General features: G+C 52.7%; 13 protein-coding genes and 4 pseudogenes. 4 read left to right on the top strand and 13 right to left on the bottom strand.

The window, feature by feature from the left end; translation table 11 throughout:
- Window positions 1-35: 35 nt before the first annotated feature.
- Complete coding sequence (guaB, locus tag O3W44_RS17220; protein ID WP_269294001.1) at window positions 36-1,502, bottom strand: IMP dehydrogenase; 1,467 nt, start codon at window positions 1,500-1,502, stop codon at window positions 36-38.
- 169 nt (window positions 1,503-1,671) lie between these two features.
- Here guaB and xseA point away from each other — a divergent pair, with 169 nt between their 5' ends.
- The 3 genes from xseA (at window position 1,672) to O3W44_RS17205 (ending at window position 4,530) form a co-directional block, all read left to right on the top strand.
- Window positions 1,672-3,045, top strand: a complete 1,374-nt coding sequence (gene xseA, locus O3W44_RS17215) for an exodeoxyribonuclease VII large subunit (RefSeq protein WP_269294474.1) — start codon at window positions 1,672-1,674, stop codon at window positions 3,043-3,045.
- A 142-nt stretch (window positions 3,046-3,187) separates the two neighbouring features.
- Complete coding sequence (locus O3W44_RS17210) at window positions 3,188-4,201, top strand: M4 family metallopeptidase (protein WP_269294000.1); 1,014 nt, start codon at window positions 3,188-3,190, stop codon at window positions 4,199-4,201.
- Window positions 4,198-4,530 carry a protealysin inhibitor emfourin gene (locus O3W44_RS17205; protein WP_269293999.1) on the top strand — a complete coding sequence of 111 codons (333 nt, stop codon included), beginning with the start codon at window positions 4,198-4,200 and terminating at the stop codon, window positions 4,528-4,530. Before O3W44_RS17210 ends, O3W44_RS17205 begins: the two co-directional genes overlap by 4 nt.
- A 185-nt stretch (window positions 4,531-4,715) precedes the next feature.
- Here O3W44_RS17205 and O3W44_RS17200 read toward each other — a convergent pair.
- The 11 genes and pseudogenes from O3W44_RS17200 to ndk all read right to left on the bottom strand — a co-directional run.
- Window positions 4,716-7,015, bottom strand: a pseudogene (locus O3W44_RS17200) (membrane-bound PQQ-dependent dehydrogenase, glucose/quinate/shikimate family); the annotation flags it as partial.
- Window positions 7,016-7,357: 342 nt separating this feature from the next.
- Entirely contained in the window at window positions 7,358-7,579 is a 222-nt protein-coding gene (locus O3W44_RS17195) for a zinc ribbon domain-containing protein (protein WP_269293998.1), read from the bottom strand.
- A gap of 71 nt (window positions 7,580-7,650) precedes the next feature.
- Window positions 7,651-9,137, bottom strand: a pseudogene (der, locus tag O3W44_RS17190) (ribosome biogenesis GTPase Der).
- Between the two features lie 172 nt (window positions 9,138-9,309).
- A complete protein-coding gene (gene bamB, locus O3W44_RS17185; RefSeq protein ID WP_269293997.1) occupies window positions 9,310-10,491 on the bottom strand; it encodes an outer membrane protein assembly factor BamB in 1,182 nt (393 codons plus the stop codon).
- Between the two features lie 19 nt (window positions 10,492-10,510).
- Window positions 10,511-11,128, bottom strand: coding sequence for a YfgM family protein (locus O3W44_RS17180; protein WP_269293996.1), 618 nt, complete (start codon window positions 11,126-11,128; stop codon window positions 10,511-10,513).
- 39 nt (window positions 11,129-11,167) lie between these two features.
- Window positions 11,168-12,442 carry a histidine--tRNA ligase gene (gene hisS, locus O3W44_RS17175; protein WP_269293995.1) on the bottom strand — a complete coding sequence of 425 codons (1,275 nt, stop codon included), beginning with the start codon at window positions 12,440-12,442 and terminating at the stop codon, window positions 11,168-11,170.
- Window positions 12,443-12,544: 102 nt separating this feature from the next.
- Window positions 12,545-13,666: a flavodoxin-dependent (E)-4-hydroxy-3-methylbut-2-enyl-diphosphate synthase gene (gene ispG, locus O3W44_RS17170; RefSeq protein ID WP_269293994.1), complete on the bottom strand. Its 1,122-nt coding sequence runs from the start codon at window positions 13,664-13,666 to the stop codon at window positions 12,545-12,547.
- A gap of 36 nt (window positions 13,667-13,702) precedes the next feature.
- Complete coding sequence (gene rodZ, locus O3W44_RS17165) at window positions 13,703-14,728, bottom strand: cytoskeleton protein RodZ (protein WP_269293993.1); 1,026 nt, start codon at window positions 14,726-14,728, stop codon at window positions 13,703-13,705.
- Entirely contained in the window at window positions 14,718-15,452 is a 735-nt protein-coding gene (gene pilW / locus O3W44_RS17160) for a type IV pilus biogenesis/stability protein PilW (protein ID WP_269293992.1), read from the bottom strand. The genes rodZ and pilW overlap by 11 nt, the downstream gene beginning before the upstream one ends.
- 80 nt (window positions 15,453-15,532) lie before the next feature.
- Window positions 15,533-16,701: pseudogene (locus tag O3W44_RS17155) on the bottom strand (bifunctional tRNA (adenosine(37)-C2)-methyltransferase TrmG/ribosomal RNA large subunit methyltransferase RlmN).
- A 185-nt stretch (window positions 16,702-16,886) separates the two neighbouring features.
- Window positions 16,887-17,318, bottom strand: a complete 432-nt coding sequence (gene ndk, locus O3W44_RS17150) for a nucleoside-diphosphate kinase (protein WP_003848684.1) — start codon at window positions 17,316-17,318, stop codon at window positions 16,887-16,889.
- A gap of 389 nt (window positions 17,319-17,707) precedes the next feature.
- Here ndk and sseA point away from each other — a divergent pair.
- Window positions 17,708-18,546, top strand: a pseudogene (gene sseA / locus O3W44_RS17145) (3-mercaptopyruvate sulfurtransferase).
- Window positions 18,547-18,575: 29 nt separating this feature from the next.
- On the opposite strand, the gene sseB reads toward sseA, so the two are convergent.
- A complete protein-coding gene (gene sseB, locus O3W44_RS17140; protein WP_269293991.1) occupies window positions 18,576-19,340 on the bottom strand; it encodes an enhanced serine sensitivity protein SseB in 765 nt (254 codons plus the stop codon).
- Window positions 19,341-19,342 lie beyond the last annotated feature (2 nt).

Raw genomic sequence — 19,342 nt, 5'->3', positions numbered from 1 at the left:
CGCCCGGCTTGAGCCGGGCGGGAAATCTTACGGGATTATGAACCCATGCGGTAGTTTGGTGACTCTTTAGTGATGGTCACATCGTGTACGTGGCTCTCATTGATACCTGCGCCGCTGATGCGAACAAATTCCGCTTTGGTACGCAGATCGTCAATGGTCGGGCAACCGGTCAAACCCATGCAAGAGCGCAGACCACCCATTTGCTGATGAACGATCTCTTTCAGGCGGCCTTTATAGGCAACGCGCCCTTCGATACCTTCCGGAACCAGTTTGTCTGCTGCGTTATCGGTCTGGAAGTAACGGTCAGATGAGCCTTTGGACATCGCGCCCAGTGAACCCATGCCGCGATAAGATTTAAATGAACGGCCCTGGTAAAGTTCAATTTCACCCGGCGATTCTTCTGTACCTGCCAGCATTGAACCTACCATCACACAGGATGCGCCTGCCGCGATCGCTTTTGCGATGTCGCCTGAGAAGCGAATGCCGCCATCAGCAATGACTGGAATCCCGGTGCCTTCCAGCGCCGCAACGGCGTCAGAAACAGCGGTGATTTGCGGTACGCCCACGCCAGTCACGATACGTGTCGTACAAATTGAGCCTGGGCCAATACCCACTTTTACTGCGCTCACACCAGCTTCAACCAGCGCCAGTGCGCCTGCGCCCGTCGCGACGTTACCGCCAACAATTTCCAGGTCAGGGTATTTAGCACGTGTTTCACGAATACGCTGCAACACGCCTTCTGAATGGCCGTGTGAAGAGTCGATAAGCAAAACGTCCACGCCCGCAGCAACCAGCGCATCAACACGCTCTTCGTTGCCTGCACCCGCGCCAACAGCCGCACCAACACGCAGACGACCCTGCGCATCTTTACAGGCGTTAGGCTTACGTTCAGCTTTCTGGAAATCTTTAACGGTGATCATGCCCAGCAAATGGAAGCTGTCATCCACAACCAGTGCTTTTTCAACGCGCTTTTCATGCATTTTTTGCAGCACGACATCACGCGCTTCACCCTCTTTCACCGTAACCAGGCGCTCTTTTGGCGTCATCACGGCTGATACAGGCTGCGTCAAATCGGTTACGAAGCGCACATCACGACCGGTAATAATACCCACCAGTTCATTGTCGGTGTTAACCACAGGATAACCTGCGAAACCGTTACGTTCAGTCAGTGCTTTCACATCGGCCAGCGGCGTAGTTGGCAGAACGGTTTGTGGCTCAGTCACTACACCGCTTTCATGTTTTTTCACCTTGCGAACTTCATCTGCCTGGCGTTCGATCGACATGTTTTTATGAATGAATCCCAGGCCGCCTTCTTGTGCCAGTGCAATAGCGAGACCCGCTTCGGTTACGGTATCCATAGCAGCGGAAAGCATAGGGATGTTCAAACGGATATTTTTGGTCAGCTGAGTGCTGAGGTCGGCCGTGTTGGGCAAAACGGTGGAGTGTGCAGGAACGAGTAAAACGTCGTCAAATGTGAGTGCTTCTTTAGCGATTCTTAGCATGGCAATATCTCCACCTCGGGTGAATGAGAACAGATAAAATATTGCCGCGGCATTATACAGGCCGTAATCGATTGCCTCCAGCATTATTTAAGAAAAAGTCTTGATCCGCCATATCAGCCCTGTAGTATCGACTAATTAACCCCCTGATTTGGAATTTGATCTCCGTCACATGTCGCTACCGCCAAACGCCAATATTTTTACCGTCAGCCGCCTGAATACTACGGTGCGTCAGCTACTGGAAAATGAGATGGGCCTGGTTTGGCTGAGTGCCGAGATCTCTAACTTCACGCAACCCGCTTCCGGACACTGGTACTTCACCCTGAAAGATGATGGCGCGCAGGTGCGCTGTGCCATGTTCCGTAACAGTAATCGGCGCGTAACCTTTCGTCCGCAGCATGGCCAACAGGTTTTAGTTCGCGCGAATATCACGCTTTATGAACCACGCGGTGATTATCAGCTGATTATTGAAAGCATGCATCCGGCAGGTGAAGGTCTGTTGCAGCAGCAATTTGAGCAGCTAAAAACCAAACTGGCGAGCGAAGGCCTGTTTGAGCCGCAGCATAAAAAGCCATTACCTGAGCCAGCCAGGCAGGTCGGCGTGATTACTTCTGCTACCGGTGCGGCGCTACATGATGTACTGCGGGTACTGCATCGCCGTGACCCGTCGCTACCGGTTGTGATCTATCCTGCTGTCGTGCAGGGTGTTGATGCGCCTGCCGCGATTGTACGTGCCATTGAAATCGCTAACCTGCGTAACGAATGTGATGTGTTGATTGTTGGGCGTGGCGGTGGCTCGCTGGAAGATCTCTGGAGTTTCAACGATGAGCGCGTCGCACGCGCCATCTTTGCCAGCCGCCTACCGGTTGTCAGTGCGGTAGGTCATGAAACTGACGTGACCATTGCTGATTTTGTCGCAGACTTACGTGCCCCAACACCTTCCGCCGCCGCAGAAATTGTCAGCCGTAATCAGATCGAACTGCTGCGCCAGCTTCAGTCGCAACAGCAGCGGTTAGAGATGGCGATGGATTATTTTCTGGCGCGCCAGCAGCGGCACTTTAGCCGACTCGATCACCGGTTACAGCAGCAGCATCCTCAGTTGCGTCTGGCCCGTCAACAAACGGCCCTGTTTCGCTTGCAGCAGCGATTAGGCGAGGCGATAGAAACGCGCCTGCGCAACGCCACACGTCAGCAGGATCGCTTAGCGCAGCGTCTGAATACACATCAGCCCCAGCAACGTCTGTTCCAGGCTCAGCAATCTGTGCAGCACTGGCACTATCGCCTGCAACAAAGCATAGAAAAAATGCTCAACCGCGATAAACACCGTTTCAGCACCTTAGCGGCTCAGCTGGAAGGCGTAAGTCCTTTGGCGACGCTGGCGCGTGGTTTTAGCGTAACGACCGATACTGCCGGCCAGGTGGTGAAAAAAACGCAACAGCTTGCGCAGGGTGATTTGCTGCGCACCCGCCTCGATGATGGCTGGGTTGAAAGCCAGGTCACACAGCTTCTGCCCGAAAAGCCACGTCGTCGCAAAACATCGTCTTAACGGCCCTTTCTTCTCCCTCAAAGCAGCAACGCTATCCCGTCCCGCAACTGTGATCGGGCCGGGTAAGGTTGCCAACAAAGAGGCAGCGTGAAGGATGACAGGTCTATACTTTTGGCACATTCATCGTGCCAAGGAGTTGAAGATGGCTTACTGCATTATTCCCCCCTACATGTTACGCAAAATTATTGCGCACGGTTCTGGTCATCAGCAGGAAGAAGCGCGGCGCACTCTGACACATGTTCAGCATTTAATGGCTGAACCCTGGCAAAAACCCACCGTTGCTCAAACAGCCGTAGCCGGTCAGGTGGAACGTGAAATTTACGATGCGCAAAACGAGCAGACGCTGCCTGGTAAGCTGATTCGGCAGGAAGGCCAGTCCTCTAATGGCGACATTGCCGCAGATGAAGCGTGGGATTACCTCGGCCTTACCTATGACTTCTTCTGGCAGATTTATCAGCGCAACTCGCTGGATAACCAGGGGCTGAAACTGCCTGGCACCGTGCATTACGGCAAAAATTATCAGAACGCATTCTGGAACGGTCAGCAAATGGTGTTTGGTGATGGCGACGGTGAAATCTTTAACCGCTTTACCATTGCGATTGATGTCGTGGCGCACGAACTGTCGCACGGCGTGACCGAAAATGAAGCCGGACTAATCTACTTCGAGCAGGCGGGCGCACTGAATGAATCGCTGTCAGATGTCTTCGGCTCGCTGGTAAAACAGTTCAGTAAAAAGCAGAGTGCCGATCAGGCTGACTGGATTATTGGCGAAGGTCTCCTGGCTGAAGGGATCAATGGTGTCGGGCTGCGCTCCATGTCAGCACCAGGCACTGCTTATGATGACCCAATGTTAGGTAAAGATCCGCAGCCTGCACATATGGATGACTATGTCCAAACCCGCGAAGATAATGGCGGCGTTCATATTAACTCCGGCATTCCCAACCACGCTTTTTATCTGGCGGCTAAGGCATTAGGCGGTTACGCCTGGGAGCTGGCTGGCCAGGCATGGTACGACACGCTGTGTGATAAAGAGCTGCCGCAGGATGCTGATTTCCAGACGTTTGCCCGGTTCACTATCAGGCATGGTGAGAAACGATTTAATCGCTCAGTCGCCAGCGCCATTGAGCAGGCCTGGAAAGAGGCAGGTGTATTATGAGTGACCTGCCTCAGCTAACCGACGACGCCATCATTGAACTGGCGCGTGAAGGCGGCATTGCCTTTTTTCCGGGCCTACGCGGTGGACGGCGCTTTATGCTGGGCCAGCTTCCGCCGCCGCAAAAACAGCGCGTCTGCCACGTACTGGAACAAGTGATGCCGTTGGGCGAGCCGGAAGAGAATGCCGCGCAGGTGGGCCGGGGCGATCAGCGTTATTTCCGCATTCAGATTCAGTACGCAACGCATCAGGAAGTCGGCACGATTGTGCTGCTGATACCGGAACAGGTGGCACCGCCCGAGCTGGAATCGTTATGGCGCGACGGTGAATAGCCATAAAAAGGCCGACATGACGTCGGCCTTATTATTTTTTGCGGTTACTTGCTGTCAGGCAAGGCGTAAGCAATCACGTAATCACCACGATCTGGCGACTGACGTGCCCCGCCCGCAGAGATCAGGATGTACTGCTTACCGGTTTTCGGTGAAACATAGCTCATCGGACCGCCCTGGCTGCCCACTGGCAAGCGTGCTTTCCACACTTCTTTACCGGTTGCGCTATCAAAGGCGCGCAGATAGTAATCCTGCGTGCCCGCAATAAACACCAGGCCCCCTGCGTTGCTAAAGTCCCGCCCAGCGTTGGCATACCGATCGGCATTTTTACGCCCATCTTGATACCAAACGGACCGGTATCCTGCACGGTGCCAACAGGAACCTGCCAGATAATTTTCTGGGTTTTCATGTCAATTGCCGACAGCGTACCGAACGGTGGTGCCTGACAAGGAATGCCCAGCGGTGACATAAAGCGGTTTTTGTTGACCGCATAAGGCGTGCCTTTTAACGGAACGGCGCCCATACCGGTATTGATCGCTTCACCGCCGTTGTTACCGCGTGCAATAGCATCGGTATTTGCCGGGATCATCTGCACCCACAGGCCAAGACGCATGTCGTTAACGAACAGCAGGTTATTGTTCGGATCGGTAGACATGCTGCCCCAGTTCATGCCGCCCAGTGAACCGGGGAAGCTAAGAGACTTGTCCGTATCCGGCACGGTGAACAGGCCGTTATAACGCATCGATTTAAAGGCAACGCGGCAAACCAACTGATCGAACGGTGTGGCACCCCACATATCAGATTCTTTCAGCGTCTGGTTGCCAATCTGTGGCATACCGACTGAATGCGGCTGCGTTTTGGTGTATTGCTCGTTCGGGATATGACCCTGCGGCATTGGCAGTTCTTCGACTTTCGTCAGCGGCTTGCCGGTCATGCGGTCCAACACGAAAATCATGCCCGTTTTACCACCGATGACTACAGCAGGTTTGGTTGTGCCATCTTTCAATGGGAAGTCAATCAAACTTGGCTGCATCGGCAAGTCAAAGTCCCACAGATCGTTATGTACGGTCTGATAAACCCATTTCTCTTTACCGGTAGTCGCATCTAGCGCCAGCACGGACGCGCCATATTTGTGATCGAGCGCGGTACGGTTAGCACCCCACAGGTCCACAGAGGAGCTGCCCATTGGAATGAACACGGTGTTCATCGCCGGATCGTAAGACATCGGTGCCCAGGAGTTAGGCGTACTGCGTGCGTAGTCTTTACCTGGCATCAAAATCGCATTGGGATCCACATTGCCTGGATCGAATGCCCAACGCATCTGGCCGGTGATAACGTCAAAGCCACGTAAAACACCGCCAGGCATATCCGTCTGAACGTTATCCGCTACGCGACCACCCACCACAACGGTAGTACCGGCAAGCGTTGGCGCAGAGGTCAACTGATACTGAGGATCTGGCGCCTGGCCCAGGCCAGCTTTCAGATCAACAACACCGTTATTACCGAAATCTGCACAGAATTCACCATTGTCAGCGTTGATAGCAATCAGACGTGCATCGATGGTGTTCATCAGAATGCGACGCTGACAGGTATCGCCCGCAGGCAGATTCACCGTCGTTACCGGCGTTGAGCCAGGCTGTGACGGCTGTGTTAATGGTTTAGTCGCATCAAAGTAGGCCAGACCACGGCAGCGGTTCCACACTTCAGCCTGCGCATTGATTTCACGTTTCCAAATCTGCTTACCGCTATCGGCTTCTACCGCAATCACATTGTTATGCGGTGTGCAAAGATAGAGAGTGTTGCCGACTTGCAGTGGCGTTTGCTGATCTTCCGCACCGTTACCGGTTGGGCTGTCAGGTATATCGCCGGTACGGAAAGTCCAGGCAACCTGCAGATCTTTAACGTTGTCACGGGTAATTTGATCCAGCGCGACGAAACGGCTACCTTCCGGCGTGTTGCCGTAGTTATCCCAGTCTTTTTGCTGTTTCGCTTTATCTACCGGCACCAGCGGCAGTTCCTGTCCGGTTGCAGCAACGGTGGGATGCGGCTGGAACATCTGTACAAAAGTCACCACCATACCAATAGCCAGTACGGCAGAAAGCACATAAGAAACTTTTGCCAGGGAGGCTTTACCTTCGCGCTTGCGTAGTGCAGGCCAGGTAATAAAAGCGAGGATCATCAGTCCGGCTGGCACCATCAGACGTGAAACCAATGGCCAAAACTCCCAACCGGCGTCAAACAGCGACCAAATCAACGTGCCGATAAAGACCAGCAGAAACAGCGTAACTGCGGAAGATTTACGGCGGAAAAATTGAAACGCCGACACAATGGTGACGATACCTGCAATTAAAAAGTACCAGCTGCCGCCAAGGGTGGCGAGTTTTCCGCCGCCAATAACAAAGAACAGACCGGTGGCAAGTAGCACCAGCCCGAGCAGCACAGACCATATTCCCAACCCCTTGCCAGGACGGGACGATGTTTCAGCCATAACACTTACTCTCCTGAAAAAAATAAAGCGTCCACGCCCCTGCAACCGATAACCGGCCACGTTAAACAGAGGTTCATATAACGGGTTTAGCTTTATTTTAAAGCGAATTTAAACAGACCTACGTTCATAACACAGATAATGTGAGCAAGCAGACATTCAGAATTGTCTGGCTCAGCATCACGACGCGGCAGGATTGTACCACCTGGTACATTAAAGAGTGAACCTCTATAACGCAGTGGTTACGGCGCAATAGCATTTTTGCTACAAATTGTGCGTTAAGTATTTAAATTTGCACGTTTCGCGTATTTGAAAGTAAAGAAAGCAGAGAAGTAAGAAAATGTATCAGTCGTTTAACGGTACAAAAAGCACTCGCTTACGTGAGATTAAGCCATGTCCGTGGCGACAAAAATAATCAACAGCGCCACAGGCCCGGAGCACCTCTAACGGCTGCTGACAATCTGGACACATCGCCTGAGCAGGATAATGTGCACCGCACGATGAACAAATAAATGCGCCTTCGCTTAGCATGAGCGGCTGCTGACATTTTTCACAAACTGCGGACATGGTGTTCTCCTTTTAAGCCGTCGGTATGACAGAATAAGGCGAAAAAAGAGGGCCAGAAGGCCCTCTATCGCTTAACGCTTATTCTTTTTCATATGCGCCATCAGACGCTTACGTTTACGCTGCTGTGTTGGTGTCAGCAGGTTGCGCTTGCCTTCATAAGGGTTTTCCCCTCTTTAAACTGAATACGAATCGGCGTTCCCATCACGTTAAGTGAACGGCGGAAATAGTTCATCAGATAACGTTTATAAGAATCGGGCAGGTCTTTTACCTGATTGCCGTGGATCACTACGATTGGCGGGTTATATCCCCCGGCGTGCGCATATTTCAGCTTCACACGACGACCACGAACTAACGGCGGCTGATGATCTTCAGCCGCCATGTTCATGATACGTGTCAGCAACGAAGTATTAACACGCTTAGTTGAACAGTCGTAGGCTTCTGTTACCGATTCGAACAGGTTGCCCACGCCGCTACCGTGCAGGGCAGAAATAAAGTGCACGCGAGCAAAATCGATAAAGCCCAGACGGAAATCGAGCGTCTCTTTCACTTCGTCACGAATTTCTTGCGACAAACCATCCCACTTGTTCACCACAATCACCAGTGAGCGTCCGCTGTTCAGAATGAAGCCGAGCAGTGAGAGATCCTGATCGGAAATGCCTGCGCGCGCATCGATCACCAGCATCACAACGTTGGCATCTTCAATTGCCTGTAACGTTTTGATTACTGAAAATTTCTCCACTGTGTCGGTGATCTTACCGCGTTTGCGTACCCCGGCAGTGTCGATCAGGACGTATTCACGCCCGTCACGCTCCATCGGGATATAGATGCTGTCACGCGTGGTGCCCGGCATGTCATAAACAACTACGCGATCTTCACCCAGAATACGGTTAGTAAGCGTAGATTTACCGACATTAGGACGACCCACAATTGCCAGCTTGATCGGCAAACCGGTCGGATCAAATTCTTCCTCTTCTTCCTCTTCGATTTCGCCGTTTTCTTCAGCCGCCAGCGCAGCCCAGTAGGCTTCGTTTTCGTCTTCTTCGGAGATTTCAATCGGATCGACTTTTTCCATCCATGGCAGCAGCGCAGTCTCAAGCAGGCTGGTCACGCCACGTCCGTGAGAAGCCGCAATTGGATGAATTTCGCCCAATCCCAGGGAGTAGAAATCGAGAACTGCCGCATCCGGATCGAGTCCGTCGGTTTTGTTGGCAACCAGAAAAGTGGCTTTTTGACGTGAACGCAGATGGTTGGCAATTTGCTCATCCGCAGGCATAACGCCTGCACGTGCATCAACCATAAACAACACGACATCAGCTTCTTCAATCGCCAGCAGCGACTGTTCAGCCATGCGCGTTTCAACGCCATCCTCAGTACCATCAATACCGCCGGTATCGATAACAATAAATTCGCGCCCTTCCACTTCGGCGCGACCATATTTGCGATCGCGAGTCAGTCCAGGAAAATCCGCTACCAGCGCATCACGTGTGCGGGTTAAACGGTTAAATAGCGTAGATTTTCCCACATTGGGACGCCCAACCAGCGCGACCACAGGTATCATAACAGTGCCTCAATAAAAAATTAATCGCCCGAATGGCGTGATTATAACGGCTCTGGCCGTTAAGTTCAGGCTGAAGGCGCAAAGAATACCATGCCTGACTAAAAACGAAACGGCCCCTGATATCTCAGGAGCCGTTTTGACGGAAGGATCTCACCTACCCTGGATTGACCCGTTAACGGGTAATCGCATAAACCTCACCGTCTTTCGACTGAATCAACAGCTTGTCGCTGGCGACGACAGGTTCTGTCTGGAAGCCCGAGCTGTCCAGTTCCTGCTGCGCAACGAAGCGACCATCTGTTGTGTTCATCCAGTGCAGATAGCCTTCGCTGTCGCCCACTACGATATAACCGTTGTAGAGAACCGGTGAAGTCAGGTTGCGGTGCAGCAGATCGCTTTGACGCCAGATTGCCACGCCGCCATCAGCATTCAGGGCAATCACACGGTCATCCTGATCAACCAGATAGATACGGCCTGCATCCACCAGCAGATCTTTCACGCCGCCAATTTCACGTTTCCACAAAATTTGGCCTGAACGCAGATCCAGTGCGGTTAAATCACCGTTGTAAGCCAGCGCATAAACTACGCCGTTGACGATAACCGGTGTGGTATCAACATCATTCAAACGATCAATTTCAGTTGCACCGCTTGGCTGTGAAATGCGTTGCTGCCAAATCAGCTGTCCCTGGTTCAGGATAACGGCGCTGACGCGGCCATTGTCACCACCGACAATCGCGCCGCCAAAAGCGACGGCTGGCGCAGATTCACCGCGCAGTGACAGCGCAGGCATATCCAGATTGACGCTCCATTTAATGGCGCCGCTGGTTTCATCCAGCCCTTGCAATATGCCGTTACTGGTGTGAACCAGCACCAGACCATCGCTCACCACCGGACGTGATAACGCTTCGCCTGCAACCTGAGTTTGCCAGCTGATCTTACCGTCGCTGCTGCTTAAAGCATAAATCTGACCGCGCTCGCTACCGACATAGAGGTGATCGCCACTCGCAGTCAAACCGCCCGACAGTAAGGCAGAACGATTTTTCGAGAAAAAGCCGGTTTTCTCCGAGAGATCGACTTTCCATTTTTCACTGCCATCCGCTGCATTCAGCGCCTTCACGATACCGAAACGATCGGCAGCGTAGACAGTGCCATCCTGCCAGGCTGGATGCAGGTTAGAGTAAAAGTCGCCAACGCCATCACCCACTGATGTGCTCCACGCTTCCTGCGGCGTGAACTGATTTTCGACCTTTGGCAACGGGGCCATTTTTACTACATCTTCTTCGCCGCTAAACAGCGAACAACCGCTGAGCAAAGTGACTGAAATCAGCCCCGGCAGCAGGTATTTACGTAATTCCATGCGCTCTCTCTTGACTGGCTTAGCTTAAATTATTCATCTTCATCTGCATCATTTGCTTCAATGCTGGCGAGGCGTCAGATTCTACCCCTTTACCCCATGCATCGCGTGCGCCCTGCTTGTCGCCTTTGCTCAGCAGTGCTTCACCGCGGATATCGGCCACAATGGCTGTCCAGCCATCACCTTTGACAGCGTCAAGGGTTTTAAGCGCCGAATCAGCTTGATTTTGTTGCAGTTGAATGCGAGCCAGACGCAGGTTAATGACCGCCTGCAGATTGGCGTCTTTGGTATTTTTCAGGCCGTTTTGCAGCAACGTGGCGGCTTTATCGAGCTGATTGTTGTCAACATACTGTTTCGCAACATCCATCGATGCCAGCGCACCGTAAGTATTGCTGTTTTCCGTCGCAAATTTGCTGACAGCTTCCAGCGTCTCTGGCTTATCAGCCTGCATGGCAGTGGTCAGTTGCTGATACTGTGCAGAAACTGCTTTGGTTGAGCTTTCTTGATGACTCGCCCAGTAACGCCAGCCACCCAGCGCGGCAATGCCGATGACTACGCCGACGGCTAATGCTTTGCCGTTATTGGCAAAAAAGCGACGCAGCGCATCAACCTGTTCATTTTCATTGCTATAAACTTCCACGCAATCCCTCTCCTTTCAATGGTTGGTGCTGTGACACGCTTACTGTAGCAGCGTGCGCAAGGCAGCAGCAGCCTCAGACTGCGCCAGCGTTTGCTGTTCGCCGCTGCGCAGATCCTTAATGACGACCTGACCAGTTTTCACTTCATCTTCGCCTAATACCAGCGCGATGCGAGCGCCCCACTTATCAGCGCGTGCGAACTGTTTCTTAAAGTTACCGCCACCAAAGTTGGACATCAGCTTCAGTTCGGGAAGCTCATCACGCAGCTTTTCAGCCAGTTGCATAGCCGCTGACTGTACGCCCTGCCCCGAAGCGATAACATAGACATCAACATTACGTGTCGGTTCAAATTCTGGATTAACCGCCTGAACCAGCAGAACCAGACGTTCCATGCCCATTGCAAATCCAACTGCCGGTGTTGGACGACCACCCAGCTGTTCAACCAGACCATCATAGCGACCACCGCCGCATACAGTGCCCTGGGAACCGAGGCTGTCTGTGACCCATTCAATTACCGTGCGGTTGTAGTAATCCAGGCCACGGACCAGGCGTTGGTTCACGGTATAGGCGATACCGGCATCATCCAGCAGCGCACACAGGCCGTCAAAATGCGCACGCGATTCATCATCGAGATAATCACCGAGTGTTGGCGCATCGTTTAGTAATTGCTGAATGTCAGGATTTTTGCTGTCGAGGACGCGCATGGGATTGGTGTACATGCGGCGTTTGCAGTCTTCGTCCAGCCTCTCTTTATGCTGCTCAAGGAAAGCCACTAATGCGTCGCGATAATGAGCGCGCGCTTCCAGAGATCCAATGGAATTGAGTTCGAGGCGAACATGATCAGCGATGCCCAACGCTTTCCACCAGCGTGCGTTAAGCATGATTAATTCAGCGTCAATATCTGGCCCTTGCAGACCAAAGACTTCAACACCCATCTGATGGAACTGACGGTAGCGGCCTTTTTGTGGGCGCTCGTAACGGAACATCGGTCCCATGTACCACAAACGCTGCTCCTGGTTGTAGAGCAAGCCGTGTTCAATACCCGCACGCACACAGCCCGCCGTACCTTCAGGGCGCAGCGTCAGGCTTTCACCGTTGCGGTCATCAAAGGTGTACATCTCTTTTTCAACCACATCGGTGACTTCACCAATGGCGCGCTTGAATAGCGGGGTCTGTTCCACAAGCGGCATACGAATTTCGCTATAGCCGTAGCTGGCCAGAACCTGCTTCAGAGTATTTTCAATCCGTTGCCAGATGGCTGTATCCGCAGGCAGATAATCGTTCATCCCGCGAATAGCTTGAATATTCTTCGCCACGTTAGAATCTCTTAATGCAAAAAAACCTGTCCGGCATCATACCTTATGAGGATGAAACCGCACAGGTTCAGCTAAAGTCACGTGCGCAGACTGCGCACGCCATTATTTTTCCAGATGCTGCACATCGATGCGGCGGTTTGCGTCGAGCATCGACGCCTTGGCACGAATACGCGCTTCCAGCTGATCAATCATGTCATTATTGTCGAGACGATCGCGCTGACGCACGCCATCTTCGTAAAAACCGCTCTTTTTATTACCGCCGGTCACGCCAAGCGTAGAAATGGTGGCTTCACCCGGACCATTTACCACGCAGCCAATAATGGAGACATCCATTGGGGTGATAATATCTTCCAGACGCTGTTCCAGCGCATTGACCGTACCGATGACGTCAAATTCCTGACGCGAACAGGTAGGACAGGCAATGAAGTTGATGCCACGGGAACGGATACGCAGTGATTTCAGTATATCGAAACCCACTTTCACCTCTTCAACCGGATCGGCTGCCAGTGAAATACGCAGCGTGTCGCCAATACCTTCAGACAGCAACAGCCCCAGGCCAATCGCCGACTTTACCGCTCCGGCGCGTGCGCCACCCGCTTCGGTAATGCCAAGATGCAGCGGCTGCTCAATCTGTTTTGCCAGCAAGCGATAGGATTCCACCGCCAGAAAAACATCCGACGCTTTTACACTGACTTTAAACTGATCGAAGTTGAGGCGATCGAGGTGGTCAACGTGACGCATCGCTGACTCCAGCAACGCCTGCGGCGTTGGTTCGCCATATTTTTCCTGCAGATCTTTTTCCAGCGAACCGGCATTTACACCGATGCGGATCGGAATATTGTTGTCGCGTGCACAGTCAACAACCATGCGGATGCGCTCGTTGTTGCCGATATTGCCGGGATTGATTCGCAGGCAATCGACGCCATATTCAGCGACTTTCAACGCAATGCGATAGTCGAAATGAATATCGGCCACCAGTGGCACGTTGACCTGCTGTTTGATCAGTTTGAATGCCTCAGCGGCATCCATGGTTGGCACAGAGACGCGAACAATGTCGACGCCTACGCGCTCAAGGGCTTTGATTTGATTGACTGTCGCCGCCACATCGGTGGTGCGGGTGTTGGTCATCGACTGGACGGCAATAGGCGCACCGTCGCCGACTGGCACCTTGCCGACGTAAATACGTTTAGATTTACGACGGATAATGGGTGCTTCGTTATGCATAGTTCTTCTCCACAATTGCCCGTACGCGATACGCTGTTATTGCGCACCTAATGTCAGGCGAGCAACCTGGTTATTACGGATAAATCGACTTAAATCAACTGGCTGGTTCTGATATTGCACCTGAACTGCGGATGGCGCGCCAATTTTCAGACGATAAGGCGCGGTGCCAGCCAGGCTGAGTTTACCACCACTACGTTGCAATCCGCTGAACAGTTTTTTACCGGTTGCATCGGTAACTTCTAACCAGCAATCGGCACTGAAGGTCATGACAACCGCGTTGGGATCGGTTGCTGGCTCACTCACCGCCGCCGCGCCAACCGGCATTTGCGGGCTGGTCGCAGCAGGGGCTGCGGCGTTGTTTAGCGGTACCTGGCTGGGCGAAACCACTGCATTATCACTGCCAGGCTGCGCGGATGTGGCGGCAGTATCGGTGTTGGCCGGGGCCGGGGCTGTTGCCGTTGGCTCGCTGGCAGCATTGTTATCAATTGCAACGGGCGTACTGGTGTTGGTGTTGCTTTCATCAGGTGCAGCAGGCGTAACCGGCTCGTCAGACGTCCCCTCGCCTGCCGTTTCACCCAGTGGGATAGACTGGCTGTTGTCACCGTTGCTGCCGTTCTGATCGGCCATACTCACCAGTTCGTCCTGCGACGCTTTATGGTTTTGCCACCACCATGCGCCTGTCAGACCGACCACAACAAACAGCACCAGCCAGGTGAAAATCATTAACCAGCCGTCTCGCTTTTTGCGGCGCTTACCCAGCGAGAAACTTTGCATCGGTTCGATTTTTGCTGCACGCACCGGCGTTTGTTTTGCCATCATGGGCAACAATTCCTCTTCAGGAATGTGCACCAGACGTGCGTAAGAGCGAATGTAGCCGCGCAAGAACGTCGAGGCCAGATCAGCAGGTTGCTTATCTTCCTCAATATCTCGCACGGTAGTAAGTTTCAGACACAGGCGCTCAGCGACATGCTGTTGCGTCAACCCTAACTGCTCACGGGCCAGACGCAGGCGTTCACCTGTTGAATGTACTGCAGAGTTTTCTTGAGTGGCTTCAGTATTCATTAGCTAAATAACGCTGGTACTGTATCGATTGTGGAAAACGTCGCGCTAACTGGTCGCCATAACGATGAATATCTGCGGCATTTCCCTGTTGCGCGGCGAAACGTATGTGTAACGCCAGACTGCGTGCCGTTTCAGGCAGTCGTTGCTGGTAAATCTCTAACAATAATGGCGCGTTAACCTGTTGCTGTGCTTCCATCAGCCTTTCAGCTTCAGCTAACAGAGCCTCTCCTTTGCCGCGGTCCGCATCCAGCGCGTGCAGCAAGGCTGAACGTGCCGCTTCTTTGTCACCTGCCTGCAGATAACAGTAACCCGACAGTTCAAGTGCCTCTGTGCGGGCGTCGCCTTCCGGTGCATCCATTGCCCGTTTAAACTGTTGATGCGCTTCGTCATACTGCCCTAAAGCGCAAAGAAACGCACCGTAATTGTTAGCGACATAACCATTCTTTGGGGCCAGCCGCTGCGCCTGTGACAAATGTTCGACGGAAGCGGCCAAATTTTCCTGCTGCTGCGCCAGCCGCGCCAGTGCAAGAGGTATACGGTAATCACGCGGTGCGACAGCTTGTGCACGCAGGAGATTACGCTGCGCGGCAGCGTAATCCCCTGCCGCTAAATAGTGCATACCTAACTGTAGACGCACTTCGGCTGAACGAAAGTGCGGCGCGTCACTGACACAACCGCTTACAACAAACAAGGCCAGCAAAGCCGCCAGTAATCCTTTACTCATGTTCATTCCCGTCCGTATGGCGCTCAATCACAGCAGCCTGCCACGCGCCGTCCGAACGGGAAACGCTCTCTGTCAGGCTTTCAGAGCGCCTTCACAGATATTGGCTCACCTGCCATTTTTTTCTTCATGGTGCGCTTGGTACGGTCAATCACATCTCCGGCAAGCTGACCACAGGCGGCATCAATATCGTCGCCACGGGTTTTACGCACAATGGTGGTAAAGCCGTAATCCATCAACACCTTGGAGAAACGATCGACCCGGCTGTTAGAGCTGCGGCCATAGGGCGCACCCGGGAAGGGGTTCCACGGAATCAGGTTGATTTTGCATGGCGTATTTTTCAGCAACTCTGCCAGCTGATGCGCATCGTCCGTGCTGTCATTAACATGATCTAACAACACATACTCAATGGTGACACGTCCCTGATTGGCGTTGGATTTCTCCATGTAGCGTTTAACTGCCGCCAGGAACATCTCAATGTTGTACTTTTTATTGATCGGTACGATCTCATCGCGCAGCTTGTCATTGGGCGCGTGCAATGAAATGGCCAGCGCCACGTCAATCATATCGCCCAGCTTATCCAGTGCCGGGACCACGCCTGAGGTCGACAGCGTCACGCGACGCTTCGACAGACCAAAACCGAAGTCGTCCAGCATGATTTCCATCGCTGGCACCACGTTATTCAGATTAAGCAGCGGTTCACCCATGCCCATCATCACCACGTTGGTGATAGGACGCTGGCCGGTGACTTTTGCTGCACCGATAATTTTTGCCGCACGCCAGACCTGACCGATGATCTCGGAAACACGCAGGTTGCGGTTAAAGCCCTGCTGGGCAGTCGAACAGAATTTACATTCCAGCGCACATCCCACCTGGGAAGAGACACACAGCGTAGCGCGATCGTTTTCAGGGATATAAACGGTTTCGACCAACTGGTCACCCACGCGAATCGCCCATTTAATGGTGCCATCAGCGGAGCGCATCTCTTCTGCTACTTCCGGCGCACGGATTTCAGTGAGTTGCATCAGCTTAATGCGCAGCTTTTTGTTGATGTCGGTCATCTGCTCGAAATCATCGCAGCAGTAATGATACATCCACTTCATCACCTGATCGGCACGGAAAGGCTTTTCGCCAAGCGAAACAAAGAATTCGCGCATCTGCTGACGATTAAGATCCAGCAGGTTAATTTTTTGGCTTTTTGGGAAACGGCAATGGGGGATGCGGACGATAGCGTCACAATCTGTTCGGACATAATGTTCTCTGGCCTCGTTGTTACACGTTATGGCACTAATCAGGAAAAGATAAAAATTTGCGCCCTCACTAAGCATGCTCAATGAGGGCGCAATATTGTACAACATCTGCAGCCTGATGCCAGGCGGGATCGGACTCCCTTAAGCAGATTTTTGTAAAGCCAGCTCTCTGTTTATCGCAAAGCGATTAACGAGTGCGTGGGCAAATCTCGTTTTCGCCGAAAAAGTAAGCGATTTCGCGTGCCGCAGATTCTGCAGAATCAGAACCGTGGGTAGCGTTTTCAGTGAAGCTGTCTGCATAATCAGCACGCAGCGTACCCGCCAGTGCGTTTGCTGGGTTAGTTGCACCCATCAGATCGCGGTGACGCTGAACAGCGTTTTCGCCTTCCAGTACAGAAACAACAACCGGACCAGAAGTCATGAATTCAACCAGGCCGTCAAAGAACGGTTTGCCCTGGTGCTCAGCGTAAAAACCTTCAGCCTGCTCTTTGCTCAGCTGCAGCATTTTCGCGCCAACGATTTTAAAGCCTGCGCTTTCAAAACGGTTGTAGATTGCACCGATTACATTTTTAGCGACGGCGTTTGGCTTGATGATAGAAAAAGTACGTTCGATTGCCATGATGACCTCTGTCTTAATTCCTGAAGAAACCGGGGACGCGCGCCCCGGCTAAGAAACGGCGCCGATTATAGGGGGTGAGCCAACGCTTGCCTATCAGAGATCCAATAATTTATTGAAAAATATTGATCTCTGTCGAAGCAATGGGTCACTAACTGTGCAACAGCTTTGCATAATGACAGTGAAGCGCCTCCACCATTGAGCCAGCCCCAGGGGAGCCCCTGCCGCCATTGCGTCCCTACTCTGCCAGCCCACCGTCGAAAATCCAAAAAAGTATGTGATTAACGCAGCGCGATTTCACATCAACGCTGCTATTTAATCAACGCTTTCCCTTGAGCTGGCCTGCTTATTGCCGGAAACTGAACCTCCTTAAAACCTGAGAAGAGGTTGCTATGACAGCCATTTTTGTCTCCGCTGACTGGTTGAATGAACACTACACCGAGGAAACCTTGCAGGTGCTGGATGCACGGATGTTGCCGCCCGGCCAGGAAGCGGTACGGGATATCAATGCCGAATATCTGGCAGGCCACTTACCGAATGCCGCTTTTTCAATATCGAAGCACTCTCCGATCACACCAGTCCTTATCCACACATGATGCCGCGTGCCGAAGGTTTTTCCGTCGCGATGCGTGAACTGGGCGTGAGCAGTGATAAACATCTGGTGGTGTACGATGAAGGCAACCTGTTCTCGGCACCGCGCGCATGGTGGATGCTGCGCGCCTTTGGCGTAGAACGCGTCTCTATCCTGGCTGGTGGGCTACAAGGCTGGAAAAGCGCCGGTTTTTCACTGGAGACCGGCCCGGTTACGCTGCCCGAAGGAGAATTTGACGCCGTTTATGATGAGAGTCAGGTTAAGCGTCTTAACGATGTGCTGTTAATTAGCCATGAAGGCGGCGCTCAAATCGTCGATGCGCGTGCCGCTAATCGTTTCAATGCCGAAGTGGATGAGCCACGCCCGGGTCTGCATCGCGGCCATATTCCTCGTAGTGTTAACCTGCCCTGGAATGATCTGGTGATTAATGGTGAGTTAAAACCTGAGGCTGAGTTACGCGCGCTGTTTGCTAAAGCTGGCGTAGATATTGAAAAACCGGTGGTGGCCAGCTGTGGTTCTGGCGTAACGGCCGTAGTGCTGATTTTGGCGCTCACCGTGCTGGGTGCGCGCAACGTCACGCTTTATGACGGTTCATGGGGCGAATGGGGCAGCCGCGACGATTTACCGATTGAGAAATAAAAAGGGTGCGGCATCAAAGCCGCACTTTTTCAGAGAATGCGCTGACTGCCTTTGAAGTCGCGCAGGAAGCTGCCCCAGCGACGTTCATAAAACGGCGTGATATGCGCGGTGAAGAAATGGCTGATGCCGCGATCTTCAGGGGTAACTTCGCAAATATCGATTAGTGCATCATCGGGCAAGGTATCTGTTGCGACACTGCCCGCCGCCTGAATAATTTCATCAAGGTTGCTGTCAGCTTCAATACCAATCAGCAGGTTCGGCTCTTCATCTGCATTTTCGCGAATGCTGGCAACAAACGCGCGCCGCACCTGCTTGTACTTACTGAACAGTTGCGTCAGTGAATCAATCATCTGCGCAGGCGGCTCGGCGACTTCCGACAGCAGCAGTGCATGCCCGCCTTCCAGCACCGTTTGCTGACTCAGTGCACTGCCCTGTTCACCCAGCAGATGGCTGATTTCAGCCGCTGAAAACTCTTTACCGGTTGGCAGTTTTGGGTTGAGAAACAGCGTTTCGCCCCGGGTTATTTCAAACAGCGTGCGCACCGGCAAACGCAAATAAGCCTGCTCATCGCTAATCGCTTCACTCATCGCCTGTTCTGACGTGAAAAACGGAATAACACTGCTGCCATCACTTTTTTCCCAGTGCTGCAAATCAACAGGCGTGGTGGCGTCCAGTTGCTGCGCGTTGCTTTCACCTGGCACCCAGGCATCAGAGGCTAACAGCAACTGAAAAAACTCTGGCCGATGCGCAGGCTCAGTTGCCGCCAGCACGAGTACCTCTTCAAGACGGTTCATAA

Source organism: Pantoea sp. LMR881 (assembly GCF_027157825.1).
GTDB classification, from domain to species: domain Bacteria; phylum Pseudomonadota; class Gammaproteobacteria; order Enterobacterales; family Enterobacteriaceae; genus Pantoea; species Pantoea haifensis.
Note: the sequence above shows the minus strand (reverse complement) of the source record. Positions and strands in the feature narration are given on the sequence as shown.